Source organism: Paenibacillus sp. W4I10 (assembly GCF_030816325.1).
Classification (GTDB): domain Bacteria; phylum Bacillota; class Bacilli; order Paenibacillales; family Paenibacillaceae; genus Paenibacillus; species Paenibacillus amylolyticus_B.
Genome location: NZ_JAUSXX010000001.1, coordinates 6,323,870 through 6,349,092, shown reverse-complemented (window position 1 = coordinate 6,349,092; position 25,223 = coordinate 6,323,870). Strand labels below are relative to the sequence as shown.

The 25,223-nt window shown below is 45.2% G+C and carries 27 protein-coding genes and 1 other annotated feature; of the genes, 12 read left to right on the top strand and 15 right to left on the bottom strand.

Annotation, left to right across the window (positions count from 1 at the left end):
* Window positions 1-16: 16 nt before the first annotated feature.
* Entirely contained in the window at window positions 17-1,009 is a 993-nt protein-coding gene (gene trpS, locus QF049_RS28520) for a tryptophan--tRNA ligase (protein WP_307542251.1), read from the bottom strand.
* 76 nt (window positions 1,010-1,085) lie between these two features.
* Window positions 1,086-1,353, bottom strand: a binding site (T-box leader).
* A gap of 245 nt (window positions 1,354-1,598) precedes the next feature.
* Here trpS and QF049_RS28515 point away from each other — a divergent pair.
* A complete protein-coding gene (locus QF049_RS28515) occupies window positions 1,599-2,573 on the top strand; it encodes an aldose 1-epimerase (protein ID WP_307542250.1) in 975 nt (324 codons plus the stop codon).
* Window positions 2,574-2,778: 205 nt separating this feature from the next.
* Window positions 2,779-3,012 (top strand): alpha/beta-type small acid-soluble spore protein, encoded by a 234-nt coding sequence (locus QF049_RS28510; protein WP_111269531.1) that lies wholly within the window; start codon window positions 2,779-2,781, stop codon window positions 3,010-3,012.
* An 80-nt stretch (window positions 3,013-3,092) separates the two neighbouring features.
* Here QF049_RS28510 and QF049_RS28505 read toward each other — a convergent pair whose 3' ends face one another.
* Window positions 3,093-3,509, bottom strand: coding sequence for an O-methyltransferase (locus QF049_RS28505; protein ID WP_145325063.1), 417 nt, complete (start codon window positions 3,507-3,509; stop codon window positions 3,093-3,095).
* A gap of 269 nt (window positions 3,510-3,778) precedes the next feature.
* Window positions 3,779-5,578 (bottom strand): M3 family oligoendopeptidase, encoded by a 1,800-nt coding sequence (locus tag QF049_RS28500; protein WP_307542247.1) that lies wholly within the window; start codon window positions 5,576-5,578, stop codon window positions 3,779-3,781.
* Between the two features lie 118 nt (window positions 5,579-5,696).
* On the opposite strand from QF049_RS28500, the gene QF049_RS28495 reads away from it, so the two are divergent.
* Window positions 5,697-5,867 carry a YycC family protein gene (locus QF049_RS28495; protein ID WP_017692379.1) on the top strand — a complete coding sequence of 57 codons (171 nt, stop codon included), beginning with the start codon at window positions 5,697-5,699 and terminating at the stop codon, window positions 5,865-5,867.
* On the top strand, window positions 5,864-6,097 hold the full coding sequence (locus QF049_RS28490; RefSeq protein WP_017692378.1) for a hypothetical protein: 234 nt from the start codon (window positions 5,864-5,866) through the stop codon (window positions 6,095-6,097). The genes QF049_RS28495 and QF049_RS28490 overlap by 4 nt, the downstream gene beginning before the upstream one ends.
* Before the next feature lie 12 nt (window positions 6,098-6,109).
* On the opposite strand, the gene QF049_RS28485 is transcribed toward QF049_RS28490, so the two are convergent.
* The 3 genes from QF049_RS28485 to QF049_RS28475 form a co-directional block, all read right to left on the bottom strand.
* Window positions 6,110-6,841, bottom strand: coding sequence for a DUF2225 domain-containing protein (locus QF049_RS28485; protein WP_076211011.1), 732 nt, complete (start codon window positions 6,839-6,841; stop codon window positions 6,110-6,112).
* A gap of 43 nt (window positions 6,842-6,884) precedes the next feature.
* A complete protein-coding gene (locus QF049_RS28480) occupies window positions 6,885-7,262 on the bottom strand; it encodes a globin domain-containing protein (protein ID WP_036605723.1) in 378 nt (125 codons plus the stop codon).
* Between the two features lie 243 nt (window positions 7,263-7,505).
* Window positions 7,506-7,670: a hypothetical protein gene (locus QF049_RS28475; RefSeq protein ID WP_155984997.1), complete on the bottom strand. Its 165-nt coding sequence runs from the start codon at window positions 7,668-7,670 to the stop codon at window positions 7,506-7,508.
* 152 nt (window positions 7,671-7,822) lie between these two features.
* On the opposite strand from QF049_RS28475, the gene ylbJ reads away from it, so the two are divergent.
* Window positions 7,823-9,076 (top strand): sporulation integral membrane protein YlbJ, encoded by a 1,254-nt coding sequence (ylbJ, locus tag QF049_RS28470; protein ID WP_307542245.1) that lies wholly within the window; start codon window positions 7,823-7,825, stop codon window positions 9,074-9,076.
* A gap of 104 nt (window positions 9,077-9,180) precedes the next feature.
* On the top strand, window positions 9,181-9,987 hold the full coding sequence (locus QF049_RS28465; RefSeq protein WP_307542242.1) for an NAD kinase: 807 nt from the start codon (window positions 9,181-9,183) through the stop codon (window positions 9,985-9,987).
* Between the two features lie 28 nt (window positions 9,988-10,015).
* On the opposite strand, the gene QF049_RS28460 is transcribed toward QF049_RS28465, so the two are convergent.
* The gene (locus tag QF049_RS28460; protein WP_223199774.1) at window positions 10,016-10,435 is read right to left on the bottom strand and encodes a YutD family protein; all 420 of its coding nucleotides are present in this window, start codon (window positions 10,433-10,435) and stop codon (window positions 10,016-10,018) included.
* A gap of 14 nt (window positions 10,436-10,449) precedes the next feature.
* Entirely contained in the window at window positions 10,450-11,349 is a 900-nt protein-coding gene (lipA, locus tag QF049_RS28455) for a lipoyl synthase (RefSeq protein ID WP_017692371.1), read from the bottom strand.
* Window positions 11,350-11,589: 240 nt separating this feature from the next.
* Between lipA and QF049_RS28450 the strand changes: the two genes are divergently transcribed.
* On the top strand, window positions 11,590-12,660 hold the full coding sequence (locus QF049_RS28450; protein ID WP_307542239.1) for a M23 family metallopeptidase: 1,071 nt from the start codon (window positions 11,590-11,592) through the stop codon (window positions 12,658-12,660).
* Window positions 12,661-12,748: 88 nt separating this feature from the next.
* Here the strand turns inward: QF049_RS28450 and yunB are convergent, their stop codons facing one another.
* From yunB to zwf, 4 genes are all read right to left on the bottom strand, one after another.
* Window positions 12,749-13,627: a sporulation protein YunB gene (gene yunB / locus QF049_RS28445; RefSeq protein ID WP_307542237.1), complete on the bottom strand. Its 879-nt coding sequence runs from the start codon at window positions 13,625-13,627 to the stop codon at window positions 12,749-12,751.
* 265 nt (window positions 13,628-13,892) lie between these two features.
* The gene (fsa, locus tag QF049_RS28440) at window positions 13,893-14,537 is read right to left on the bottom strand and encodes a fructose-6-phosphate aldolase (RefSeq protein WP_036605718.1); all 645 of its coding nucleotides are present in this window, start codon (window positions 14,535-14,537) and stop codon (window positions 13,893-13,895) included.
* An 86-nt stretch (window positions 14,538-14,623) separates the two neighbouring features.
* On the bottom strand, window positions 14,624-15,517 hold the full coding sequence (gene gnd / locus QF049_RS28435) for a phosphogluconate dehydrogenase (NAD(+)-dependent, decarboxylating) (RefSeq protein WP_062838007.1): 894 nt from the start codon (window positions 15,515-15,517) through the stop codon (window positions 14,624-14,626).
* A 529-nt stretch (window positions 15,518-16,046) separates the two neighbouring features.
* Window positions 16,047-17,501 (bottom strand): glucose-6-phosphate dehydrogenase, encoded by a 1,455-nt coding sequence (zwf, locus tag QF049_RS28430; protein WP_307542235.1) that lies wholly within the window; start codon window positions 17,499-17,501, stop codon window positions 16,047-16,049.
* Window positions 17,502-17,916: 415 nt separating this feature from the next.
* On the opposite strand from zwf, the gene QF049_RS28425 reads away from it, so the two are divergent.
* The gene (locus QF049_RS28425) at window positions 17,917-18,237 is read left to right on the top strand and encodes a winged helix-turn-helix transcriptional regulator (RefSeq protein ID WP_036605715.1); all 321 of its coding nucleotides are present in this window, start codon (window positions 17,917-17,919) and stop codon (window positions 18,235-18,237) included.
* 728 nt (window positions 18,238-18,965) lie between these two features.
* On the opposite strand, the gene QF049_RS28420 is transcribed toward QF049_RS28425, so the two are convergent.
* Entirely contained in the window at window positions 18,966-20,123 is a 1,158-nt protein-coding gene (locus tag QF049_RS28420; protein WP_307542233.1) for a Gfo/Idh/MocA family protein, read from the bottom strand.
* A 110-nt stretch (window positions 20,124-20,233) separates the two neighbouring features.
* Here QF049_RS28420 and QF049_RS28415 point away from each other — a divergent pair, with 110 nt between their 5' ends.
* The gene (locus QF049_RS28415; protein WP_307542232.1) at window positions 20,234-21,106 is read left to right on the top strand and encodes an AraC family transcriptional regulator; all 873 of its coding nucleotides are present in this window, start codon (window positions 20,234-20,236) and stop codon (window positions 21,104-21,106) included.
* Window positions 21,107-21,180: 74 nt separating this feature from the next.
* Here QF049_RS28415 and QF049_RS28410 read toward each other — a convergent pair whose 3' ends face one another.
* Together QF049_RS28410 and QF049_RS28405 are read right to left on the bottom strand one after the other, a co-directional pair.
* The gene (locus QF049_RS28410) at window positions 21,181-21,930 is read right to left on the bottom strand and encodes a DUF3600 domain-containing protein (protein WP_307542230.1); all 750 of its coding nucleotides are present in this window, start codon (window positions 21,928-21,930) and stop codon (window positions 21,181-21,183) included.
* On the bottom strand, window positions 21,917-22,504 hold the full coding sequence (locus QF049_RS28405) for a sigma-70 family RNA polymerase sigma factor (RefSeq protein ID WP_150364179.1): 588 nt from the start codon (window positions 22,502-22,504) through the stop codon (window positions 21,917-21,919). The genes QF049_RS28410 and QF049_RS28405 overlap by 14 nt, the downstream gene beginning before the upstream one ends.
* An 860-nt stretch (window positions 22,505-23,364) precedes the next feature.
* Between QF049_RS28405 and QF049_RS28400 the strand changes: the two genes are divergently transcribed.
* The 3 genes from QF049_RS28400 to QF049_RS28390 are packed head-to-tail and all read left to right on the top strand — an operon-like array spanning window position 23,365 to window position 25,214.
* Window positions 23,365-23,868: a DedA family protein gene (locus QF049_RS28400; RefSeq protein WP_091020776.1), complete on the top strand. Its 504-nt coding sequence runs from the start codon at window positions 23,365-23,367 to the stop codon at window positions 23,866-23,868.
* Window positions 23,869-23,909: 41 nt separating this feature from the next.
* The gene (locus tag QF049_RS28395; protein WP_307542226.1) at window positions 23,910-24,476 is read left to right on the top strand and encodes a class I SAM-dependent methyltransferase; all 567 of its coding nucleotides are present in this window, start codon (window positions 23,910-23,912) and stop codon (window positions 24,474-24,476) included.
* A 57-nt stretch (window positions 24,477-24,533) separates the two neighbouring features.
* Window positions 24,534-25,214: a response regulator transcription factor gene (locus tag QF049_RS28390; RefSeq protein ID WP_307542224.1), complete on the top strand. Its 681-nt coding sequence runs from the start codon at window positions 24,534-24,536 to the stop codon at window positions 25,212-25,214.
* Window positions 25,215-25,223: the final 9 nt, after the last annotated feature.

The following is a 25,223-nucleotide window of genomic DNA, read 5'->3' as shown; positions in this document are numbered from 1 at the left end:
AAGATCTTGTTCAGCACTACTGTTTACGTCTCGGAACAAATCCCATACGTTCTTTCACTGCATCCAACGTTTGAGCAGCAACTTCTTCTGCACGGCGGGCTGACGTATCCAAGACTTCAGCCAATTCGCCAGACTCACGAATCTCATTATACCGTTGTTGCAGCGGTTCAATCACAGATACAACCACTTCAGCCAGTTCCTTTTTGAACGGACCGTACATCTTGCCTTCATAACGCTCAGCTACTTCTTTAAGCGTCATACCTGCACATTCAGCGTAGATACTCATCAGATTGCTAACTTCCGGTTTGTTTGCCGGATCATATACGACTTCACGTCCCGAATCTGTAGTGGCACGGCTGATTTTTTTGCGAATCACATCCGGCGGATCCAGCAGGGCAATATAGCTGCCAGCGTTAGGGTTACTTTTACTCATTTTCGAAGAGGCATCATCAAGTGACATTACCCGTGCACCTACCTGTGGGATATACGGATCTGGAATGGTGAAGTACTCCCCATAGCGGTGGTTAAAACGTCCTGCCAGATCACGTGTCAGCTCCAAATGCTGCTTCTGATCCTCACCTACCGGTACAAGGTCAGCATTGTATAACAAAATATCAGCCGCCATTAATGATGGATACACAAACAGTCCGGCACCAACGGAATCTTTACCGGATGATTTATCCTTAAATTGAGTCATACGCTCAAGCTCACCCATGGAGGTCAGCGTAGTCATCAACCAGCCCAGTTCCGCGTGCTGCGGTACATGGGATTGCAGAAATACGTTGGATTTCGACGGATCAATGCCTGCTGCAATAAACAGCGCAGCTACAGCTTCTGACTGTTCACGCAATGCTGCCGGCTCTTGAGCCACGGTGATGGCATGAAGATCAACCACCATAAAATGACACTGATAGTCATGCTGAAGTTTCACAAAATTTTTGATTGCACCAATATAATTACCTAATGTGAGCTTGCCGCTCGGTTGAATACCTGAAAGTACTGTTTTCATTACACATAACGCCTCCCTGATTGTATATAAAAAAAACTCCTGCCATTCTCTGCGAACGCAAAAAGGCCCCACATCCGCAAGGGACGTGAGACCGTGGTGCCACCCTTATTCGCTTTTCTTCCATTGCTCCTGACCCTGAATCAAGTCAAGCCGAAGAAATGCCTTCATTGTTCCGTAACGTGGATTATACGGCAGACTCTAGTGGGGCAAGCCTATCGTTGGCTACGCCTGTTCAAATCCACACTCAAGGGTCCATTCGGTAAAAAGCTCACACCGGTTTGCATCAACCACCGGCTTTCTGAAGAGAGTTCTCTTGGCCTACTTATCCCTGTCATCGATTTCATGTCATTCAATTCTAATAAATGCTTTCAGAGTTCCATCTTAATGCGCACAGGCGCGAATGTCAAAATGAGTTGAACTTTTTTACCCGAGACATCAAAATCTGTTATGATGGAATTGCTTATCCTGTTGCCTTCTTCACACGAAATAGCGCAGGAAATAGCTGGCATGTACACAACGACACGCCTGCAGCAGTAGCTTCAACACAACTGCTTGCAGACAGATTTCAAGTGGGAAAAGGAGCATCGATATGAAACAAGTGACCAAAGGCCAATGGAATGGTTACGACACGTATATCCTACATAGCCGTGAATTGGAAATCACCCTGCTGCCGCGTCTTGGAAATAATATCATTTCTATTCGCGATTTGGTGCAGGACAGAGATGTCGTCCGCCGTCCGGATGAAGACGATCTTGCCTTTTATTTGCAGAAGCCGTACCATTTTGGCGTTCCTCTCCTGATTCCACCAGGGCGCATTCATCGTGGACAATTCGAATATGAAGGTGTTCGTTACCAGTTCGATCAAAACACGGCGAATGACAACCATATTCACGGTCTCCACCGTACCCAATCCTGGTGTGTCAGTGACATTGAGGAAGATGAAGACGGCTGTGCAATTACGACTGAATTACTGACCGAAAATGAAGAGCATTGGATGGCTCAATTCCCGATTCCCCTGAAACTTGAGATGACGTTCAGTCTGCAAAACGCTGTATTTAGCCAGCGTCTGCGAGTCACCAATCTGAGCTCAACACCTGCTCCTTTTGGGATGGGATATCATACATGGTTTTTGTTAGACGGCAAACCTGCCGACTGGACACTGCAACTGCCTGTTTCCGGAATATACGGACAGAATGAAGAACAATTACCGACAGGTGAACTGGAATCCCTGGGTGAATGGTCTGCTCTTAACGAAGGCATCAATTTGCAGGGACGTAACTGGGATACCCTGTTGAAAGCTACCGAAGGTGAACCGGCTACGGCTTACTTACGCAGGCAAGATGGATATACATTGAAATATTCAGCAGATGAAACATTTTTCAAACATTGGGTTCTCTTTACCAAAGGTGAATCCGATCAGTTTTTGTGCATTGAACCGTACACTTGGCTCCCGGATGCACCTAATTTGGCTTTATCGGATGAACAAACCGGGTTGATTCGCTTGGAACCGGAACAGCCTGTTGAGTTATTTACACGTATTGAGGTTATACCTCCTACAGACTAAACGAGCTGATCATCCTCTATTTTGCTTTTACGCTTATCACCCTATATTTTGATATCCATATACAACTTGTCGACCCGCATTGGGTCGGCTTTTTTATGTGTCCTGTGCACTGATAGTTATCCATATTTTCCCTTACGCCATATCATGTATATTTCCTTATTCTCTAACCATACTAACATCACCAACCCATAAGGAGGTGACACATATGTACGGAAGTCAAAACCAAGGTAGCGGTAGCCGCTCCAACAACCTGGTCGTTCCCCAAGCAACTGCTGCATTGCAACAATTGAAAATGGAAGCTGCACAAGAGCTGGGTGTAACGATTCCACAAGATGGTTACTACGGTAACTATACTTCCCGTGAGACAGGTTCTCTGGGTGGATACATCACTAAACGTCTGGTACAAATCGCTGAGCAGCAATTATCGGGTCGTTCGTAAGCTCGTAATTTTTGCTTAAGTAGCGTTAAAAAAACAAAAGCGGCCTTCTTCGGAAGTGCCGCTTTCTCTTGTGCAATGAATTATGAGGTCGACTCCATACCTGAATCCTTGTTGTATGTATTGGTTCTAGGGTAACGAATCATAAGGCTGGCCATATTGTAATTGGATTCCATCGTTGCATCTACCAAAATCATACCTTGTCTTACTGTGAAGTCATACGCTATTTCTCCATGTGTCCAATTACGCTTGAATTTCAACGTTTCCAGAGCCATAGCTCGGAAAGAAGTTCTTTGGGTATCGTTTAATCCTCCATCCTCGATTTCCATCTGTCCATCGCGTCCGGTTATCGGATTATGTCGAATCCCAAATTTCCCAATTACGTTGTTTCGTATTTGCACAAAAACTACCCCTGAATCTAAACCTGATAATTCATGATCAAGCTCTTTGAATACCAAATCTAACTGTCGTGCTAATGAAAGCTGTTCAATTTTCATAATAACACTCCTCCTATAAGCTTATAGTCCTATATGACAAGGACTTACGACTCATTATATGACATCATATATGCTCATTCAACAAAGAATGATAAAATTGGGTAATTATGACTATAATTTGCGCAATTAATTGCCATTTCAATTCCTTAAACCGAGTTTTTTCACTTATTTGCGACAAAATATTCGAGAACTAAAAATCGGGATCTCGAACAAAAAAGCTGCAATCCCGTGTCTGTTAACACGGGATTGCAGCCATTTCATATATATTCATCCTATTTTTCAGTTGCTGTCATCTGCAGAAACTGCTCAATATCGGCAATAACCAAGTCCGCAGCATTTTGCCAGAATTCCGGTTGTGTCAGGTCTGTACCCAGATGTTTCTGAGCAAGTTCTTCGACTGTCATACGCCCTGTATCCCGTAACAAATCATCGTATTTATCTGCAAATGCTGTTCCTTCTTGCTGTGCTCTCGCATAGATTCCCGCACTGAACATGTACCCAAACGTGTATGGGAAGTTATAGAATGGCACACCTGTCAGATAGAAATGCAGTTTGGATGCCCAGAAATGCGGATGATCTGATGCAAGTGCACCACAGAACGCTTCCTGTTGCGCCTCCACCATTAATTTGGATAATTCATCCGCGTTGACCAGCCCTTTTTTGCGTTGTTCATAGAAACGATTCTCAAACAGGAACCGGGCATGGATGTTCATAAAGAAAGCCACACTTCGCTGTATCTTGTCTTCCAACAAAGCCAGCTTCTCTTGCTCATCTGTTGCCGCCTGCACCAGGGCATCTGCTACAATCAGTTCAGCAAACGTGGACGCTGTCTCAGCCACATTCATCGCATAACGTTGATTCAATGCAGGCAACTCTTCCATAATGTGTTGATGATATCCATGACCAAGTTCATGCGCAAGAGTCGACACATTAGATGGCGTCCCGGAGAAGGTCATGAAAATCCGGGTTGCTTTGCTAAGTGGCAAAGACGTACAGAATCCGCCTGGACGTTTGCCAGGACGGTCTTCTGCTTCGATCCAGCGTTTCTCAAAAGCCATCTCTGCAAACGAGGAAAGTTTAGGACTGAACTTGGCAAACTGTTCAACAATATTGATGGCTGCCTCATCGTAAGTGATTTTGCCACTCGATTTACCTACAGGTGCATCTACATCACTCCAGCTGAGCTTGTCTACCCCCAGCAGTTCTGCCTTGCGCTCCAGATATTGAACAAGCGCAGGTTTGGCACCGTTAATCACATCCCACATCGTATCCAGTGTCTGACGTGACATCCGGTTGATGGCCAGGGGTTCTTTGAGGATATCATCCCAGCCACGTTTCTCATATAACTTCAGACGGAATCCTGCGAGGTGGTTCAGTGTATCTGCACAGAAATCTTCGACATCGGTCCAAGCCTGCTCCCAGTTTGCGAATACCGTCTCACGTACATTCCGATCGCTATCGCTCAGCTTGTTGGCAGCCTGTCCTGCGGAGAGCATCACCGTTTCCCCATCTTGCTCAAATGGAATGTTCACCTTGCTGACAATCGTGTTGTAGAATTTGCCCCAACCATGGTAACCATCCACACCCAGATCCAGAGCAAGACCTTCCAGTTCCGGCGACAGCTTCTCACGTGCCAGCGTGCGACTCTCGTTCAGTACAAATGCCAGCGGCTGAATATCTTCCCGAGCAATCCAAGCGTCCCACACCGAATCTGATGTCTGACTGAGTGTATTATCGAACTTCGACTTACTGCCGTTCAACATCGCACCAAGGGAACTGATTGCCCCCTGAAGCTGCGTTGCCTTCTTGTCCTTCTGGTTTTGTGATGAGAGGCAAGATACAAACGCAGAACCTTCCGATATGCGGACATAGCAGCTTTGCAGCAGTTCCAAAATGGGATCAAATGCAGCCGTCTCTTTTAATGAAGTCGGTGCAGGTGTTTCGTTCAACAGATGTTGCAGTTTACGTACATCCTCTTCCAATTCAATCAGATACGCAGCGAATGTCTCGGAGGAAGAACCTCCACTAAAAATGGACTCCAGATCCCATACGGGGTGTAATGGCGTTTTCATTTAATAAGGCACCTCTCTCTATAAATTGGATGATTAGGATTGAATTAAAAACTGGTTTTCTGTGAGTCATATCTCTATACTAGAGAAATACTTATAGCAACTTTCAGGAGGTAAACGTATGAAACCTTTACAAGTATCGGCTGATACAGCCGTCAAATTAGCAGAATCCTTAGGTGTACCTTTGGAGCACCTGATGCACATGCCCCAACATATCCTGATGCAGAAGATTGCGGAACTCGCCAAACAAGAAGCCTCCAAACCTTCCGCACCAGAAGGCGAACAAGAATGATTCCGTTTGAGAACAGCTGGCCTTACGATATTGTGATGGGAGACATCTATGTACAGCAATGTCCCTACTGTCATGCAAGCAACGTGCTGCTCCCCCTCAAACCAAAAGAGCTTGTGCTCATTCGCGAAGGCAAAAAGAAACTACTGGTCTTTCCCTGTTGTAATACAAGTATGACCGTGATCGACAACGACAGTGACTATTTGTTATCCAGCCGTCCAGTCCGTAACTAATGTAAGATCAACTTAGAGGGGGCTGCGCTTCGCAGCCTCTTTGTCTGTTTCCAGCATCTCTTCTGGGAGTTCCAATTTACTTGAAATCATCTGCTCACGCAGCACGGCCCACTGTTCCCTTGAAGCACGAATCATGGCCGCATCTGTGATCCGCTTGTCATGAATGACCTTACTGAACCATTGCACTGCTTCATTAAACCGTCCTACCCTGCGGTTCAATTCCCCGAGCAAATACAACAGTTTAGCTTCATTGCCACCCGTTCCTTCACGTTCGAACACCTTCACATAGGCTTCAAGGCTAAATTCAAGAAAACGATGTTCCTGTGCATGGTCCTCCATATAACGATACAACCAAGCTATGTGATGCAACAGACCAGCGACGACACGATCTTTCTCCTGGATAACCTGTGCGCACAGCAAGGCAAGTTTGTACGTAGCCAGCGCCTGTTCCAGTGTTCGTGCTCCGCTATAATCACGTTTAACCCAGCGGTTACCGATCTGTTCCTTAAAAGCCTTGCGCTGAGCATCATTCAAATGCTCCGTTGCGTTCTCCGTGGAGGCAAACCCGCACTGCGGACAGATGCGAACCACATAAAAATCTGGATTCTCCAGTTTGTAGTACGCACAAAAATCCGAATCCGTCCGGTAGGGCCTTTTCAAACTCGGTCTTACCCGTGAGGTTTCATACTCGGTTTCGCAATAATGGCAGGTCACTTTCACCTTATACAGCGGCTCTAATTCCAATCTCTTCCATCCCTCTCCCGTACGCTTATAATCATATTCGGAACTACGGTGTATTCACAAAGTGATGTGCAGGCCCGGATAAACGCTGCAGGATAAACGAATGCAAGGGCTCCTCCACACCAATCTGTGTTAAGGCTTGATCCATACATGCAAGCCAAGCCTCAGCCCGTTCAACCGTCACTTCAAAATGCATATGACGGGCACGCATCATTGGATGTCCAAACGCCTCGGAAAACAGCCCTGGTCCTCCAAAAAACTGAGACAAAAACATATACTGCTTGTCGATGACCGGCTGAATATCTTCCGGGAAAAGCGGAGCCAGCTGCTCATTCTGCTGAACGATCGGATAGAAAGCCTCGACCAGTGCGCGAACACCTTTCTCACCACCAAGATTGTCATAAATACTCAAACTGGGATTCATTCATCTGATTCCCCTTTCTGATGTCGAATTTTGCCATATATTACACGTTCCATGAACATTGTGAAAACAGTAACAATATCCAGGCCCCAAAAGCCTTTATCTCCATTCTATCAAAAAAAACCAAAAAGTCCTATATAACATGAAATCATCAGGACATGTAACCTGCCATCTGTATATAGGACCTTATTCAAAACATAACAAAAAAAAGCGCCAACCGCATAGGTTGGCGCACTAGATATTCCATTAATAACTCCGCCAGTCCTCTTCCTCAGAGCGTACCAGCGAGGCACGTATCACATATACAAAAGCACAGACCAGGATTCCGGTGACAAGACTCATGATCATCACTCCATCCGAATTGAATTCCACCTTGGAGACAATTAGGTGACGTTCAGGCGTTTTTCTCATTTTAGCACACATCACTCAAAAACACAGCCACTTTTGCAAGCGCTTTCTACGCATAATTTTGTACTGTTTGTCCACTTTTTTTCATATATTGATGGCAATAACATCACAGACTTCCGCACATCGACCATTCCAAAAATAAAGGAGAAGAATTCATGGCTGCTTCACAACGACTCACCCATGTCCTGGTCACACTCGCTCTCCTGATCCTTTGTGTATTAATGGTCTTGTATCCAGCGGAAACCTGGCATGCAGGTGTACGCGGACTGTCCATCTGGTGGGACGTATTGTTTCCCTCCCTTTTTCCTTTTTTGGTGCTGTCCGAGCTGTTGCTCGGCTTTGGCATTGTTCATTTTCTAGGCACATTGCTGAATCCACTGATGCGTCCATTGTTTCGTGTTCCCGGAAGCGGTGGTTTTGTATTTGCCGTGAGCTGTGCATCCGGTTATCCTACAGGGGCGAAACTGACCGCCCAGTTATGGGAACAAAAGCTGGTTACCCGGGAAGAAGGAGAACGGCTTGTTGCCTTCACTACATCATCCGATCCGATCTTCATGATTGGAGCCGTATCGGTTGGGTTCTTCCATAATGTCGCCATTGCTCCAGTATTGGTTGCGAGCCATTACGCTGCAGCTTTTCTCGTGGGTATGCTCATGCGTTTTCACGGGGGTACAGCAAAAGGCTCACAGCCAGACATCTCTTCTGGATCTCCATCGGAGGAAATACCTAGAAACAGACTGGTCCGGGCCATCTATGCGATGCATGAAGCAAGAAAGGCTGACGGACGGGCATTTGGTGAACTGCTGCGCCAGGCAGTCTCCTCATCCCTTCGCCTTATTATTATCGTAGGAGGGCTGGTTGTATTCTTCTCGGTCATGATGGAGCTGCTTGTACAGACCGGTTGGCTTGGCGGATTATACGGGATAACCGAGCAATTGTTACGACATAGCGGACTGCCTCCATCTTTATCTCCTAGCTTGGTCGGTGGGCTGTTTGAAGTAACGCTGGGGAACAAAGAGGCTGGGAGTGCCGGGGCATCCATCCCACTCGTCTATAAAGTAGCAGCAGCAGCCTTTGTTCTCTCCTGGGGCGGATTATCCGTCCATGCACAGATTATGAGTGTTCTTAGCAACACACCCATGAGATACGGTCCATTTCTATTTGCCAGAGCGATTCATGCGCTAATCGCACCTGTTCTGGTCCTACTGTTGTGGACTCCCATGATGGGACACTCCTCTTCACCCGTTCTCATGGAGCCCGGTTTCATCCCATCGTTATCAACGTATACACCGGAATGGGGACTGATTTTCTTGTCAGGAATGATTGTTTTTGTAAGCCTCATCGTGTTGTTGTTATTCCTAGCGATATTAAGTTCCATTTTCAAGCCTAGACGACATGCCAAAAAATAAGTCAACGATTCATCTATATTTAACTGAATATGCGCCCAAACGTTGTGTTCTTCCGCGGAATTGATTATCATCGGTAGTATAATGACCACAAAGGAGCTTTCATCTTGAGATACTATGTTCAAGACCGCGGAGACCAGTTATCGATTGATCTCAGTCAGCAGTTTCATGCGCTGGCGAAGGAAGAAGGGTTCAAGCTGGATGCAGAATCGCCGGAGATTGTTATCTCCATCGGGGGCGATGGTACGATGCTGCAGGCATTTCACAATTTCATCGACCGTATTCCGGATATTGCTTTTGTTGGGGTTCATACAGGCCATCTCGGCTTTTACGCCGATTGGAAGAAGGAAGAATTACGGGAGTTAGTCAGGCTGATGAGTGGCAAAGGAGATCCGGAGCGTCTCAAACCACGCATTGTACAATACCCGCTATTGGAGCTTGAGATCCGGAAAAAGTCGGGGAATTCCTCTTACATCGCCCTTAATGAATTTACATTAAAAGGTGTAGACGGTACCGTCGTGGCCCAGGTCGATATTAACGATGTGACATTTGAGATGTTCCGTGGTGGGGATGGAATCTGTGTATCCACGCCATCAGGCAGCACGGCATACAACAAGGCCCTTGGCGGTGCCATGGTTCATCCAACCATCGAGGCCATTCAGATTGCGGAGATTGCATCGATTAATAACCGGGTCTATCGGACACTTGGTTCACCGGTTATTTTGCCCAAGCATCATCATTGTGATATTTTCTCCCGCAAGGATCAGCGGTTACTGATGACCATTGATCATGTGAATGTGATGGTGGAGGATCTGATCTCCGTCCGTTGTCAGGTATCCAGTCACAAGGTCAGTTTCGCACGTTTCCGCCCTTATCCATTCTGGAACCGGGTTCGCACGGCATTTCTTGACTAAAATAAACACACCAAAAAAGCGGTCCTTCTCAGGAACCGCTTTTTGCTTTGGCTTGAGGTTGATCTTTGCTCTTCTGAAGCACAAAGTACGCACAGCCAAAGTTACAATATTCATTGATATAATCCACCATACTGGCGATTGTGGAATCCTTCGTCGCTTTTGGATGGTTATCACGGTAAAAACCTTTTAACCTTAACTGGCTATAACCCCAGTCTCCGATAATATAATCATAACGCTCCAGCACTTCACTGTAACGATCACGGAAAACCTCTGGATTCCAGCCTTCTTTGTGGTTCTGGACGATTTCATAATTTTTGCCGCCGATCTGTACAATGACCGGTTCTTTGGGCTTTTCTTCAACTGACTCAACAACCGATTCCTGAACCGGCTCCTGGATCTGTTCCTGAAGTTGCTCCTGAATCTGTTCTGTGTTTTTTTCTTCTTCCAATCCGGTATCCTCCATCACGCGTGTGTTGCCGCCTGTTCAGCATGTTTGGTAGCCGATTTCACCTGTTCATGCGCATGGTAGGAGCTGCGTACCATCGGGCCAGATTCGACGTGGCTGAATCCACGTTTTAATCCTTCCTGTTTCAATGCAGCAAACTCCTCTGGCGGATAATACTTTTCAACATACAGATGTTTCTCCGATGGCTGCAAATATTGACCAATCGTCATAATATCACAGTTCACCGCACGAAGATCATCCATTGTTGATAAAATTTCATTATATTCCTCACCTACACCAAGCATAATGCTTGATTTCGTAGGGATGTTAGGTTGCATTTCTTTGGCACGAGCAAGCAATTCCAGTGAACGTTTATATTTCGCCTTGGCACGCACTTTGTCTGACAACCGCTCAACCGTCTCAATATTGTGATTCAGGATGTCCGGTTTGGCATCCATTACAATCTGCAAAGATTCCCGATCGCCCAGAAAGTCTGGAATGAGTACTTCAACGCTGCACAATGGCAACCGCCGCCGTACGGCCTTTACCGTCTCTGCAAAGATCGTAGCTCCCCCGTCTTTCAGATCGTCACGGGCTACACTTGTAATTACGCAATGTTGCAGATTCATCTGCTCTGCTGCTTCCGCCACACGTTCTGGTTCCTGCAAATCAAGCTCCGTTGGCAAGCCTGTATTCACCGCGCAAAAACGGCATGCCCTTGTGCAAATGTCGCCCAAAATCATAAAAGTGGCCGTTCGATTGGCCCAGCATTCATAAATATTCGGACACCGCGCTTCCTCACATACCGTATGCAGCGTTTTGGAACGCATCATCGTTTTCATTTCCTGATAGTTATCGCCGGTTGTCAATTTGATCCGAATCCAATCCGGCTTCGGTTCTTTAACACGTTTAGCCAATGCATAAACCTTCTTTCTACTGAAGTTAGGCTGTTGCTCGGAACATATTATACCATGAAAGCGCTGGAAAAACCCCCATTTGTCACATCTTGTGCATTCATGCCCGATATGGACAATTTGTATAATTCGATTCCCCCCAAGAGCTTACATGGATAAAATGAGAACTTTTGAAGAACGCTAACCTTTAGCTTGGTTCATCGGGTACCTTGTATTATTCTAATGGAAAGGGGCTGTTTCCCAGTGCAACAACGCTTGACCTTCAGGCACACGTACCGCTTTTGGATCAAAACATTACTTGCAGGTACTCTGCTTCTCCCATTCTTGCCTGTTGAAGTTTACAGTGAACCCGCCCAGGCCGCTCCCAAACCACAGGCTGCCGAGTTAAAACCCGCAGAAATTTTCGCTGCACGTCGCCATTTATATGAAACCATCGGTCAGATGACCCAGATTCCCTGGTACAGGCTTGCTGCCATTGATCAGTATGAACGAACGATTACTCGTGCACATCCAAAGGATCGCAAGCATCCGGAGCGGCTTACGGGTATCTTCATGACCCCTCCGGCCTGGAGAGGATGGCTAAATCCCGATGAGACGGATCAACATCCGGAATCCATTCTTTTTTTCAAAGGATATGGACGTGATGGCTCAGGAGACGGTATAGCGGATGCCAACAATGATCAGGATGTGCTGTACAGCATAGCTTCTGTTATTCAAGGTTACGGGAACAAGCAAGAGGACTTCAACATTGCCTTGTGGGAATATTATCACAACTCCCGTGCTGTGCAACGGATACAGCAATTCGCGAAGTTATATGAGCATTTTGACAATCTGGATCTATTCGGACATGCCTTTCCGGTCCCACTCGGAACCAACTACTCCTATCGCAGTACCTGGGGGACAAAAAGAAGCTGGGGCGGTTATCGCATTCATGAGGGAACGGATATCTTCGCTCCGCATGGCCTGCCTGTGCGCAGTACCTGTTACGGGGTCGTGGAAATCAAAGGCTGGAATCCGTTTGGCGGCTGGCGCATCGGAATTCGGGATTTGAACAACCATTATCATTATTACGCCCACCTCTCGGGTTTTGACAAAAGTGCACGCATCGGTGAAGTTGTGATCCCCGGTCAGGTCGTAGGTTGGGTTGGCAGTTCGGGTTACGGGAAACCTGGGACACAGGGCAAATTCCCTCCACATCTACACTATGGAATCTATCGGGACAGCGGACTGCACGAATGGTCGTTCGATCCTTATCCACAGCTGAAACATTGGGAACAGGATGAACGCAAACAAAAGAGCAAGAAAAGCAAGTGAGACGAGTATATGCACGATCAGCAAAGCGAAAAAGGGACCTCTTTAATAGAGGCCCCTTTCTTTGCTTTACAATTCAAATTTGTGTGTATCATGGGTGCGCGTCCTTATTGAGCTGCAATCCCCCATTCACATCAGGCAGATCATCCGGCTCAATTTCAAGTTCATTCCCTTGCAAATGGTCTGACGGCGTCTGTTGTTGGTTCTGGCTAGGGGGATTCGTAGTTACCCCATTACCGCTTGATACACCCGTATGGCCTGATGGCAGCGCAATAGCTGGGGCATTACTGCCGTTACTGCCCACTGGCTTGCCCTGATTATCGTAATAATACATTGGCACATCCCCGACAACCAGAAGGTAGGAAATCGGGATTTCCGTATCGACCGTTTCGGGCTCCATGTCGAATGGCACCACGACCGCCACCTCAGCAATGATGTGAATGTACACTTCCACCAAAATCATGTTAATACCCGCATTTTGCTGACGGGTATTCAGGTCCACTTTGACAGCGCCTTGTGGCTCAATACGAACCGGTATACTCGGGCCAAATGAAGCCAACACCGGACTGCCAAGTGCCTGCCCCAGCGGGATTTTTTCTTTTAACATGTGTACATTTTGCAGCGTGGATTGCACAATATTCATCGTACTTGCGGTGATTCGCATATGCTCATTGTAGTTCAGCATGAAACCGGACACTTTCCCGGCGGTATCCGTTTTCCAGTCAATCAGTCCTTCGTTGGTTTTGCCATCTGCAACCTGTGCTGTAATCGCCTTGTTGATCGCTTCAGTCGCTATCTGCTTCACTCTAATCTTGGCCAAGTGCATGATGGGGGGCTTCATCTTTTTATCCACATAAGCAAAGCCCTGCATCAAACAAAACGCGGTGACCAATAAAATGATCAACCACATTTTGCGTTTGCCACTTGGCGGCTTACGGCGTCTCCGGCTTCGCCATTTTCTTCTCATCATCGAAGTGTCCCTCCCCTACGGGATGAGCTATAGGCTATATGTTAACCTTATGCACCGTTGTCCCGAAAAAGAAGGACAGTACGTGGACACTCTATAGAAAGTAACAACAACATATTAAAGGGACAAGTACTCCTCATTGGCTAAACTAACCGGAAATTGGAAACTACATAAACAGAGATAAAAAAAACCTTTCGCCCGCAGATTACTGTGCAAGACGAAAGGCTTTATGTTCAGACCACCCAAAGATTCAGGCATGTCTATCCTTTTATTTTGGAACAGATTCCCAGTCTTTCAGGAAACGTTCAATCCCGCTGTCCGTCAGTGGGTGTTTCCAAAGTGTCGGCAGAAGCGAACCCGGAATGGTGGCAATATGCGCACCGGAAAGGGCTGCATCCTCTACATGTTTAATATTGCGAATGCTTGCTGCGATAATCTCGGAAGGCAGATCATACATGTCCAGAATAAGACGCAGATCACGAATCAATTTCATACCATCCACCGCAATATCATCCAAGCGACCAACGAATGGACTGATGTAGGTTGCACCGGCTTTCGCCGCCATCAGGCCCTGTGCTGCGGAGAAAATCAGCGTAACATTGGTTTTGATCCCTTTTTGCGTCAACTCATGACAAGCGTACAGCCCATCTTCAGTCATCGGCAATTTAATGACTACATTCGGTGCCCATTCTGCAATTTCATAAGCTTCCTTCAACATATCCTCGGCTTTGAGACCGATGACTTCAGCACTGACCGGGCCTTTAACAACGCCACAGATCTCCTGAATAACTTCTTTAAATACGCGACCTTCTTTGGCAATCAAAGACGGGTTAGTCGTGACTCCATCCACCAGACCCAGACGTTCGATCCGTTTGATTTCTTCCACATTCCCTGTATCCAAGAAAAATTTCATGATATGTTACCTCCACTTGATGAATTCGTAAACACGATATAAGTCATTACCCGATTCTCATCATATGTTAACAGTTATATATAAAATTAATTTTTCTCTACAGCGTGACCGCCAAATTCATTACGCAATGCTGCTACCACTTTACCTGTGAATGTGTCTGTCTCCAGGGAACGATAACGCATCAGCAAGGACAACGCGATAACCGGTGTAGCGGTTTGAAGGTCAAATGCCGTTTCTACTGTCCAGCGTCCCTCGCCGGAAGAGTGCATTACACCTTTAATCTCATCGAGGTTTGCATCTTTGGAGAAGGCACGTTCTGTCAGCTCCATCAACCAAGAGCGGATAACGGAACCGTTGTTCCATACGCGAGCCACTTGTTCGAAGTCGAAATCAAATCCACTTTTCTCCAATACGTCAAAACCTTCACCGATGGATGCCATCATACCGTACTCGATACCATTGTGAACCATTTTGAGGAAGTGACCGCTGCCCGCTTTACCAGCATACAGGTAGCCATTCTCCACGGAAGTATCTTTGAATGCCGGTTCAACGATTGCCCAAGCTTCCGGGTCTCCACCGATCATATAACATGCTCCATTACGAGCGCCTTCCATACCGCCAGATGTACCTGCATCCATGTAGTGAATGCCTTTAGTTTTCATCTCTTCGTAGCGACGGATGGATTCTTTGTAGTGGGAGTTACCCGCTTCAATAATGATGTCGCCTTTGGACAACAATGGGCTAACTTCAGCCAATACAGCGTCTACTACGTTGTGGGGAACCATGATCCACAATACACGTGGGGATTCGAGCGAAGCCACCATCTCTGCGTAAGAAGACACGCCTTCAGCGCCGTATTCTTTCATTTCATTTACTGCTTCAGCGTTCAGGTCAAAAGCAACCACTTCGTGTTTGTGATCAATCAGGTTTCTACCCAGGTTCAATCCCATTTTTCCTAATCCGACTAGTCCAAGTTTCATTTTAAAATCCTCCTGTTATGAACAATGTTTAAATTTCATTTTGTTGCAGAGCACCAGACTACATTCCCGTTTCGCAGCAACCGTTCCGGTTACGGCTCGTTCTTTCGATCGCTGTTGTATCCAAATTTCTTTTCATCAACCTTTAAATTGATGAAATTGGATACAAAGGCGAACGCTTTGCTTCTACAGAATCGATTCCGTCCCCTACAACGTCGCTACTTAGGCAAAAAACTCAGTGCGTCCGCTAATCTATATTCAAAAATTTTCACGGCCTTCCGGCCACATAACCGGAAGGACTTATGCAAAATTGGAACGGTATGATTAATAATAGTTACTTTGTTATATCAGCGATTTGCTTCCATCCAACTCGCTTCTGAGTACAAGCTCTAGGGGAATAAAACATTTCGTTCTATATCCTGTTGACTTGGGAAGGTTTGTTTGGATCTATGCAAATGATTATTTGTGAGCAGAACGGATTGTCCTGTTGTTTTTACTATTGTGTTCTTTTATGCTCACTCTTTCGTTTCACTTACCACCAACGGTAGCCGTCTGCTGCGGTCAGGCGATCTGCTGAATCTGGTCCTTGCGAACCTGCACTGTACGTATCCAGTGGCACGCTGCCTGCTTCGAATGCTTCCTGAATCGGTTGCACCCATTGCCATGCCAGCTCCACTTCGTTCCAGTGAGCAAAGAAGGTGGAATCTCCACGCATTGCATCAAAGATCAGATTCTCGTAAGCTTCAGGGATGTTACGTTTACCTGAGTTGAAGGTCATGTGCATTGGTTCCACTTCACCATGGTTCAATGGATTTTTCGCATTTAATTGAAGCGAGATGCTTTCTCCCGGACCAATTTCAATCGTCAACAGGTTAGGTTCGGTTGTATTTTCGGATTCATGACCGGTCTTCAGTGGAGCCTTGAACTCAACAACGATTCGAGTGGATTTCTCAGCCAGGCGTTTACCTGTACGGATATAAAATGGAACCTCACTCCAGAATGGATCATCGATCCAAAGTCTTGCGGCAACATAGGTCTCGTTCTGAGATCCGGCTGGAATGCCAGGCTCGTCCAAATATCCAACAACCGAGGAACCTTGCAATTCACCTGCTGCATATTGCGCACGAACAACTTCAGAAGCGATATTTCCTTTTGTCAACGGACGAAGTGCTTCAGCAATTTTTTGCTTTTTGAATTGAATTTCTTCGGGTGTGCAACGTTTTGGTAAATGCAAACCAATCATCATCAGCAACTGAAGCATATGGTTTTGGAACATGTCACGAAGGGCACCACTTTGGTCGTAATACGCGGCACGTTCTTCAACACCTACCGTCTCACTTGCCGTAATCTGTACATTGGCAATATAACGGTTAGACCACAACGCCTGAATCACCGGATTTGCGTAGGTGAGCGTCTCAATATTTTGTACCATCGGTTTGCCGAGGAAATGGTCAATGCGATAGATCTCTTCTTCCGCAAAGGTATTGCTCAGTTTTTCGTTCAGATCACGAGCCGATTGCAGGTCGTGTCCGAATGGTTTTTCGATAATCAGTTTTTTCCAGCCTTTAGTGTTACCCAAGCCACTTTCTTGAATGTTTAATGCGATTGGCTCAAAGAATTCTGGTGCCACCGACATGTAGAACATGCGGTTTTCGGGAATGTTGAGCTCTTGTTCTCGCTGTTGAACCAACTCCAACAGTTTGGTGTAATCTTCAAGCTTCGTATTATTTAAAGAACAATAACGGAAAGCTCCAATGAAATCACGAACTTGAGATGCTTCTTCCGGCGTCTGACGTGAGAATTCATGTAGTGACTTTTCAACATTCGCCTGGAAGTCCGTATCCGACAATTCACGTCGTCCCAATCCGATAACGGAGAAGGATTTCGGCATTTTCTGATCCATGTACAAGTTATATAATGCAGGGTAAATCTTGCGTTTGGCTAAATCGCCTGTTGCCCCGAACAGGACAAATGTCATTGCATCCATTGGAGTGCCTCCTGTGATCTGTGCAGTATAGTATATGATGTTGCAAAATGTTCAAATCCAAGCATGACAAAAGACGGAATAAGTGGGTGTGTTCCCCGCCTTGCCTCCGTTTATATAACGCGCCTGAATTCAACCATGGAACATTCCTTCTCTCCACAACCTGTGTTTAGGTTATAAATTGTAACCATTTGAATTAACGTTACCCATATTACACCTGTCGTCACAATTCGTCAATAATCGTGTCGAACCTGTGAACTCCAGTGTTTATAGGGTTTTTATTTGATGATAACGCTTTATGTGGTAACATTAAGAACAATTGGTATGTGACATTTTACACATATGGCCTGTGGACAAGTAGGTTACAATAAGTATACTAATGATATTACAGGCAATACTAAATCAAAGGAGTACAATCATGAGCGATGATGAGAATGCCAAGCAAATATGCACAAAAGTGGAACAATCTTATCAGATCATTGGCCGAAAATGGGTAGCCCTCATTATCCATGCGTTGATGGAGGAGCCCAAACGCTTCAGTGAGATTCACGCTTATATCCCTGACTTGAGCAAACGTGTGTTAAATGAGCGAATGAAGGAATTGGAGGAAGAAGGACTTGTGGTTCGCCATGTAGTCACGGAACGTCCAGTTCGAACTGAATATATGTTGTCACGAAAAGGAACGGAACTGGGGAGAGCGCTAAGCGCCGTGGAACGTTGGGCTGATAAGTGGTTGTAACAGCTTGAGGAATCCTTAATATTTATTTAGCTTAAAGGTTACCGATGTGCATCCCGGAGGTGGAGTATCCCATTTAGCAACTGGCTAGTGCAATCCGCATCCGGGATTTATTTACTTCAAACGGTAAATACTAATTGTATATAGAGACGTAATAACGCTATTTTTTATAATTCATAATAATGCTTATTGCTCCATTCAAATTGTTGTCATACTGCAGCAGGGTCGTCCCGGCAGATTTGCGATATAACTGGCTAAAATACGATCCATTTGGAAACCGGCGCGTACGCCAATATATTCCACTTAATGTGTTGTTGTCTCAAGGAGAAAATAGGCTTGCTGCAACCTTCAAGCTGTGACGTAGTCCGTTATGTTGCTATCTTTCTCTTGATGAGAATGCGGTAAGTATACGATTTAGACAGATGAACATCTGCACCATCTGCTCCTAAACTGATCTCATATTTGAAATGCTCTTCAATCCATTGCATCATCTTCTCCGAGTGTATCAGATGACGTGAATCCGCTAGCTGCGAAAGCGTTTCATCTACTCCCTCTTTTTATTGATCCAATCCATGACTATGGAGATTATTATCTTGAAGCGAGTGCGAGTTAAATGGATGGAAAAACCGAGTGTATTGATTTTTTATGGTGATGTAGGTGAAATGAACCTAGTACAAAAAAAGATGCCGATCTCACTGTGATGTGAGGGGGCATCTTTTTCACGTAAAATACTACGAATCCAACTTCCTCCCGAGTGTAATACTCGAATCCTCGAAGTTCTCCACCGTCGTCTTTTTTTCATAAAAGTGTACGGCATGTTGCATAATTCCTTCTCTTGTGTAAAATGGATCTTCCGCCCCTAGTGGAAAAACAACCTTTTCCCCCGTGCTTGCAGATTTGTAGATGCCTACAATTAGTTCAAGCGTATTCCGACCACTTTGGCCATCCACCAGAAGGGGAGATCCTGTCTCAATAGCATTTAACACATTCTCAACTTGCCCAGCGTGACCGACATGAGTAACATCCGGTAATTCATCAGCGAGCTTCTGAATCTGGTGTTCCAACTCTCGATTCGGTTCCGGAAACCCGTTATTCCTCGCGGTAGAAGCAACCACTTTCCAAGGTGCAGATACCCGGGCTTCTTTGCCCTGAAAAATTAACTGCTGCTCCTCTCCGTGATGTACGACGGAACTGGTAATCATGCCAAGCGCCCCTCCCTGAAAGCGAAGCATCGCCATGGATAGATCCTCAACTTCGGCATTATCATGTGCCGTATTTGACATCATGGCCTGCAATTCCACTGGAGGTCCCATCATCCAAAGCATCGCATCAATATGATGCACCGCATGATTAAGGGTACAACCTCCGCCTTCTTTTTCCCATGTCCCGCGCCACCACAGATCATAATAATTGTGGCCCCGCCACCAGAATGAATCAACCTGCACATGTACAATCGGTCCCATCCGTTTACTGTCCAGCACACCTTTTAGCTTCATCATCGGTGTCGTAAATCGATTCTGTGCTACTACAGATAGTAACTTGCCACTTTCTTGCGCTACTTTCAACATCAGATCCGCTTCCTTCAGGGAAGAAGCCATCGGTTTTTCAACCAACACATGTGCACCTGCTTGCATGAAATCACACGCAATTGGAGCATGCGTATAGGGCGGCGTACAGACGGATACCAGATCAGTATTTTGGGCAAGCAGCTCTGTGTAATCCGTAAAGGCTTGTGCACCTTCCAGTCCATATTCGTTAATTCGATTCTGTGCTTTTTCCACGTACATATCGACCACAGCAACAATCTGACATCGCTCTGGGAATGCCAAGTATGCTGAGATATGCGCTCCACTAATTGCACCTGCTCCGATAATCGCCACTCTTAACATCGTTACAACCTCCCTTGTTTCCTTCACAATACACAATAATAAAGCGCTTTTATGCGTTCATCTTGTGGTAAAATATAACTATCTTGCGCATGATAAGGGAGGTATTCATAATGTCCATCATCCTGGGAGAACAATTTAATCTGGCCTGTCGTCGTACATCCAACACTACGTTTCGCGAAGTGTTTCATGCTCATTCCCAGATGGAGATAACCTATATCCACGAAGGATACGGGCAGTTGATAACCGAAGGTCAGGTCTTCTCCCTTGAACCCGGTATGCTCATGATTTTTCGACCTTTTCAATTGCACCACGTCCAGATTCAGGTCTCCAGACAGCAGCCCTTCATCCGAACTGTACTCATGGTTGAGCTTGATCTACTGAAGACACATTGGTCGCAATTTATCATTACTCACCACTTCATACAGGATCTGCTGGGAGAGCAATCCCCCATTCAACCGATCCGACTTGTTGCTACTTCCCCACTCATTCAACGAATGGAACAATATGCCGATACATATCCGGGTCTGCCTCCCCACGAAGTAGAGGAGGATACACGCCTCTTTTTATTGGATCTGTTCGCACAACTTCGCTATCTGTGGCAAGACGGGCAGCAAAGCCACTCCCAAGATGTGCTCTCGACCAATGCTAACATTCTTCACCCTCATGCCGAAGCCATCATGCAGTGGATTGAACAGCATTACCAAGAGCCTTTTCGTTTGGAGCATATCGCAGATACTCTTCATCTATCTCCCTATCATCTATCTCATGTATTCAAAAAAGCGACTGGCACCACCATCATTGCTTATGCTCAAGCTACCCGCATTCGTCATGCCTGTGTGCTGCTCACTCGGTCCTCGCTCACCGTTCCCGAAATCGGTCATCGTGTTGGTATGACCAGCCCCTCTTACTTTTGCAAAGTATTCCGTAACGCCACAGGGTCCACACCGCATCAATATCGGCTGAAGGTGCAGGGGAGGAAGTAATTAGATCACAACATATAGAAAGAAGCGAAAGAATTCACCTTCGCCTCTTCTCCTCTTTTCAAAGTTCGCCCGACTCAACGCACATTGAGCTCCAATCGTTTCAAATAGGGAATTAGACGTCTCTCTAGCTGCCTCAAATCATCCTTTTGCTCCGCTGACAAGCGTTCCTCATGGATACTTCCATCCTGGTCCAGTATCATCGCTTCATACTTCTTCATTTGTTCATAGACAGACTTAAACTCACGATATTGTTCCTTGGTAAATGTCTTCTCAGCCCGTTCCAACTGTTCTGTCCAAAATTGCTGCTCGTCCATCAATTTTTTGGAAGACCCTACACTCACAGCTTCCAGCTTATCGAAAAACGGTTCCAGCTCAGTTACAAGAAGGTTATATCGTTCCTGTTCCACTGTACTCCACTGCTCTGGATGCATATTTCCTTGAGAATCGGCATGCTTCACGGCCATTTGCCCCATTTGCTTCAGCAAGTCCATATATTGAACAAATTCTTCTTCGCTGAAATGGGCCTTCGCCGTTTGCAGCTTTGCTTCCAACCTCATGTAATCCTCAGCTGTTCCCCCCATAGCTGTAATGTTTTCCTGTGAACCATATATTCCGTCTGCGAGATAGGTGTACCCTGCGTAAGCTCCGGTGGGAATAATGAGTACAGCAGCCAAGAGCCCCGTGACCAGCCATTTTTTTCGATTTCTTCTGATGTGAGAATCACTTCGAATACCATCCATCATTTTATGTTTAATTCTCGCAGGAACGGACCATTCTTTAGTCTCTTCCTGGTAGGCTGTCCGCAACTGTTCATCGAGTTTCATGCAAATCCTCCACCTTTCCCCGCAACCTTGGATTCAACTTCTCTTTTTGTCTCAACTTCGCCAGCGCCGCATGTATACGCGATTTCACGGTTCCAAGTGGAATCTCCAATATGCCAGCAATCTCCTCTTGCGTGTATTCATTCAAATAATGAAGTGTAACCACCTGCTGCAGCTTGTACGGCAAACGGTGCACCTGTTCCAGCAGAGGACGATTTGCCAGTTTGTTGACCAGATCAGTGGAAAAATCATATTCCATACCAACGTCAGATTTCTCGATCCGCTTGCCAAACCGAAACTGCATCAATCTTTTGCGTCGATAACTCTGAACCTGTCGCATTGTCACCCCCATCAACCAGGGACGAAAAGCACGCTCCGCATCATATCGCGCCAATGATCGATACGCCTGAATGTAAATCTCCTGTACTACATCCTCCGCGTCAGACTTGTCCTTGATGAGAAATCGCACAGTGTGATATATCCTCGTCACTGTTTTCTCATATAATTCTCCATATGCTTCTTCATGCCCCGCCCGTATTAACGTTACAAGTTTTATGTACTCATCTTGCTCACTCATTATCCATCCCCCTCCTCCTTACACTATATATTGGCATGCCAGCATCATATCGTTCGATTTATTTATTGAATGAGTAGGTATGGCTGAATCTGATACAAAAATGTCCTCTGGTGTTTATTATGATATAATATACCTAATTTTGATATAATTGGATGTTCTGCATCTGAGTTATAAGATCCCCTTTGGTCTTTTACTATTATCTATATCGATCGTCGGATTTGTAATCGCCAGAACAAACCTTGAGCTCTACGTCACGGTATATAAACTTATTGGGATCTTGGTTATCTTATCGTCTCTTTTTCTTTCGAAAGCGAATATAAGGGAGTAACTTAGCAGGGGTGGTCACTACTATAATGAAATTTTTCAGCAAATTGTACTCAGAATATCTCCTGATTCCACGACCTTTACGTTTGTTGTTTCTATGGGGATGGATTGTTTTGTTTTTTGTTGCCGGTGCCAAATTCAGATGGTTCTACTTCCTACAATAAACTGATTTCAAAGAAGTCTGATCCCCTGGGACATAAAAAAGAGCTGAGTCGTCATTATGACGTCTCGGCTCTTCTTTGATGCTCATCCTCTTCCTTGCAGATAAAGATATAGGTAATCAACTCGAGCTTGCTTATACGTTCCTTTTTGAGACAAACTTTATTTGATATTCAGAAATTCATATCACTTGATCACCGCTCCTGAATAGTTCTACCTGTTCAAGTCTTGCCATTAAGTTGGCAAGGCTTTTTTCTCTTGCACGTCGTTGTTTGGCTTTACTTATGTATTCTTTAGATTTTCTTCAGATTTATACTCATTAATTCCTTAGTTTTTTTCATTATGCTTGCAATATCAACAAGAGAGGAGGCAAAACAATGATCAGTAATACGATCTTAGAGCTGCTACATCAGTATGGATATCTGATTTTTTATTTTGCCTTCTCATTAGGGCCTTTCGGAATTCCAATTCCAAATGAAATCACGATTATCAGCGGTGCCATTTTGAGCCACACAGGAGTTATCAATTCATGGATCACATATTTCTGTATTTTATCAGGACTATTAACGGCCATTACCTTTGCCTATTTTGCAGGGAAGTTATTTGGAACCAAGATAAAACACAGATTTCAACATCATAAACACTTCGTCAAGGCTGAACTCATCCTGAATAAGAGTGGCAATTGGGCGATGTGCATCGGTTTGTTCATTCCAATCGTGCGGTATGTTCTCCCTTTGGTCATTGGGCTGAGCGGTGTCCAGTATAGAAAATTTGCTATTATCTCCTATTCCAGTGCTTTGTTATGGACCATAACGTATTTTACAGCGGGAATTTACTTCGGCGGCCCCATACTATCGACGCTTCATTTATTACATTTCTAACTGGTTTGGATAACATAACATCACATTATGGAGGAACCCCTATGAATTCCAATGAACCTGTTTTATTTTTGAAAAGCTTTCTGCAAAGCCCTAAACATGTCGGCAGTATCATACCCAGTTCCCGGTTTCTCGCCAGCAAAATGGTGAAGCAAGCCTCTTGGCTAGAGGCAAAAGCAGTCGCCGAGCTTGGATCGGGTACAGGTCCTATCACTCGTTATATTCATCAACAAGTACAGAATTCCACCAAAGTCCTATTGTTTGAGATGAACGAAACGATGAGGAATACTCTTAAGACGGCATACCCGGAGTTCTCTTGTTATCCAGACGCCGCTCGATTGGTAGAATCCATGAATCAAGAGGGCGTTCAGCAATTGGATTACATTTTTAGCGGGTTGCCCTTCTTCAACTTTGAGCCTGAATTAAGAAATGCGTTGGTAGACCAGATCCATAAGGCACTCAAACCTGGAGGGTTATTCATCGCCTTTCAATATTCACTTCAAATGAAAAAATTATTATCGGAGCACTTTATCATCGAAAAAATAGAATTAGTGCCTTTGAATATCCCACCTGCGTTCGTTTATGTCTGTCGCAAAAAGCAAACAACTTAAACATTCCTGGCTATCGTTTACACTGATGTTATCCTAATTTTTAAGGAGTGTTGAATCATGAGTACCATTCTTGTTGTTGATGATGAACCCGATATCCGTGATGTCATTCATGTCTATTTACGTAACGAAGGATATCAGGTCATTGAAGCAGCCAATGGTGAAGAAGCGCTAAATATTATCAATACAACATCGGTCCAACTCGTAATATTGGATGTCATGATGCCAATTATGGACGGCATAAAGGCCTGCTTCAAAATAAGAGAAGTATCAACCACTCCGATCATTATGTTATCCGCCAAGGAAGAAGACATTGATAAAATTACAGGCCTGACTACCGGGGCCGACGATTACATGGTCAAACCCTTTAATCCGTTAGAATTACTGGCTCGCGTTAAAGCTCAGTTACGACGTCAAACACTCATTGGCAAAGCTGAATTTGATTCACTTATCCTGATTAAAGACCTTGTCATTGATACGAGTAAACATTCTGTGAAGCTCAAAGATAATGACATTTCACTTACACCACTGGAGTTTTCCATTCTGGTGCTGCTTGCCAGCCATCCTGGACAAGTATTTAGCTCCGAGAAAATTTACGAAACCGTATGGAAAGAACCTTACGGGTATTCGGATAATACGGTGATGGTTCATATTCGTAACCTGCGAGAGAAATTGGAAGTAAATCCGCGCGAACCTCATTACATTAAAACGGTATGGGGAGTGGGATATAAAATTGATTAAACGATTACC

What these genes read in the sequence shown, in the direction of transcription:
- trpS (WP_307542251.1), bottom strand. Translation starts at nt 1,009, where the DNA reads ATGAAAACAGTACTTTCAGGTATTCAACCGAGCGGCAAGCTCACATTA.
- QF049_RS28515 (WP_307542250.1), top strand. Translation starts at nt 1,599, where the DNA reads ATGAAACAAGTGACCAAAGGCCAATGGAATGGTTACGACACGTATATC.
- QF049_RS28510 (WP_111269531.1), top strand. Translation starts at nt 2,779, where the DNA reads ATGTACGGAAGTCAAAACCAAGGTAGCGGTAGCCGCTCCAACAACCTG.
- QF049_RS28500 (WP_307542247.1), bottom strand. Translation starts at nt 5,578, where the DNA reads ATGAAAACGCCATTACACCCCGTATGGGATCTGGAGTCCATTTTTAGT.
- QF049_RS28495 (WP_017692379.1), top strand. Translation starts at nt 5,697, where the DNA reads ATGAAACCTTTACAAGTATCGGCTGATACAGCCGTCAAATTAGCAGAA.
- QF049_RS28490 (WP_017692378.1), top strand. Translation starts at nt 5,864, where the DNA reads ATGATTCCGTTTGAGAACAGCTGGCCTTACGATATTGTGATGGGAGAC.
- QF049_RS28480 (WP_036605723.1), bottom strand. Translation starts at nt 7,262, where the DNA reads ATGAATCCCAGTTTGAGTATTTATGACAATCTTGGTGGTGAGAAAGGT.
- QF049_RS28475 (WP_155984997.1), bottom strand. Translation starts at nt 7,670, where the DNA reads ATGAGAAAAACGCCTGAACGTCACCTAATTGTCTCCAAGGTGGAATTC.
- ylbJ (WP_307542245.1), top strand. Translation starts at nt 7,823, where the DNA reads ATGGCTGCTTCACAACGACTCACCCATGTCCTGGTCACACTCGCTCTC.
- yunB (WP_307542237.1), bottom strand. Translation starts at nt 13,627, where the DNA reads ATGATGAGAAGAAAATGGCGAAGCCGGAGACGCCGTAAGCCGCCAAGT.
- fsa (WP_036605718.1), bottom strand. Translation starts at nt 14,537, where the DNA reads ATGAAATTTTTCTTGGATACAGGGAATGTGGAAGAAATCAAACGGATC.
- gnd (WP_062838007.1), bottom strand. Translation starts at nt 15,517, where the DNA reads ATGAAACTTGGACTAGTCGGATTAGGAAAAATGGGATTGAACCTGGGT.
- zwf (WP_307542235.1), bottom strand. Translation starts at nt 17,501, where the DNA reads ATGGATGCAATGACATTTGTCCTGTTCGGGGCAACAGGCGATTTAGCC.
- QF049_RS28425 (WP_036605715.1), top strand. Translation starts at nt 17,917, where the DNA reads ATGAGCGATGATGAGAATGCCAAGCAAATATGCACAAAAGTGGAACAA.
- QF049_RS28420 (WP_307542233.1), bottom strand. Translation starts at nt 20,123, where the DNA reads ATGTTAAGAGTGGCGATTATCGGAGCAGGTGCAATTAGTGGAGCGCAT.
- QF049_RS28415 (WP_307542232.1), top strand. Translation starts at nt 20,234, where the DNA reads ATGTCCATCATCCTGGGAGAACAATTTAATCTGGCCTGTCGTCGTACA.
- QF049_RS28410 (WP_307542230.1), bottom strand. Translation starts at nt 21,930, where the DNA reads ATGAAACTCGATGAACAGTTGCGGACAGCCTACCAGGAAGAGACTAAA.
- QF049_RS28405 (WP_150364179.1), bottom strand. Translation starts at nt 22,504, where the DNA reads ATGAGTGAGCAAGATGAGTACATAAAACTTGTAACGTTAATACGGGCG.
- QF049_RS28400 (WP_091020776.1), top strand. Translation starts at nt 23,365, where the DNA reads ATGATCAGTAATACGATCTTAGAGCTGCTACATCAGTATGGATATCTG.
- QF049_RS28395 (WP_307542226.1), top strand. Translation starts at nt 23,910, where the DNA reads ATGAATTCCAATGAACCTGTTTTATTTTTGAAAAGCTTTCTGCAAAGC.
- QF049_RS28390 (WP_307542224.1), top strand. Translation starts at nt 24,534, where the DNA reads ATGAGTACCATTCTTGTTGTTGATGATGAACCCGATATCCGTGATGTC.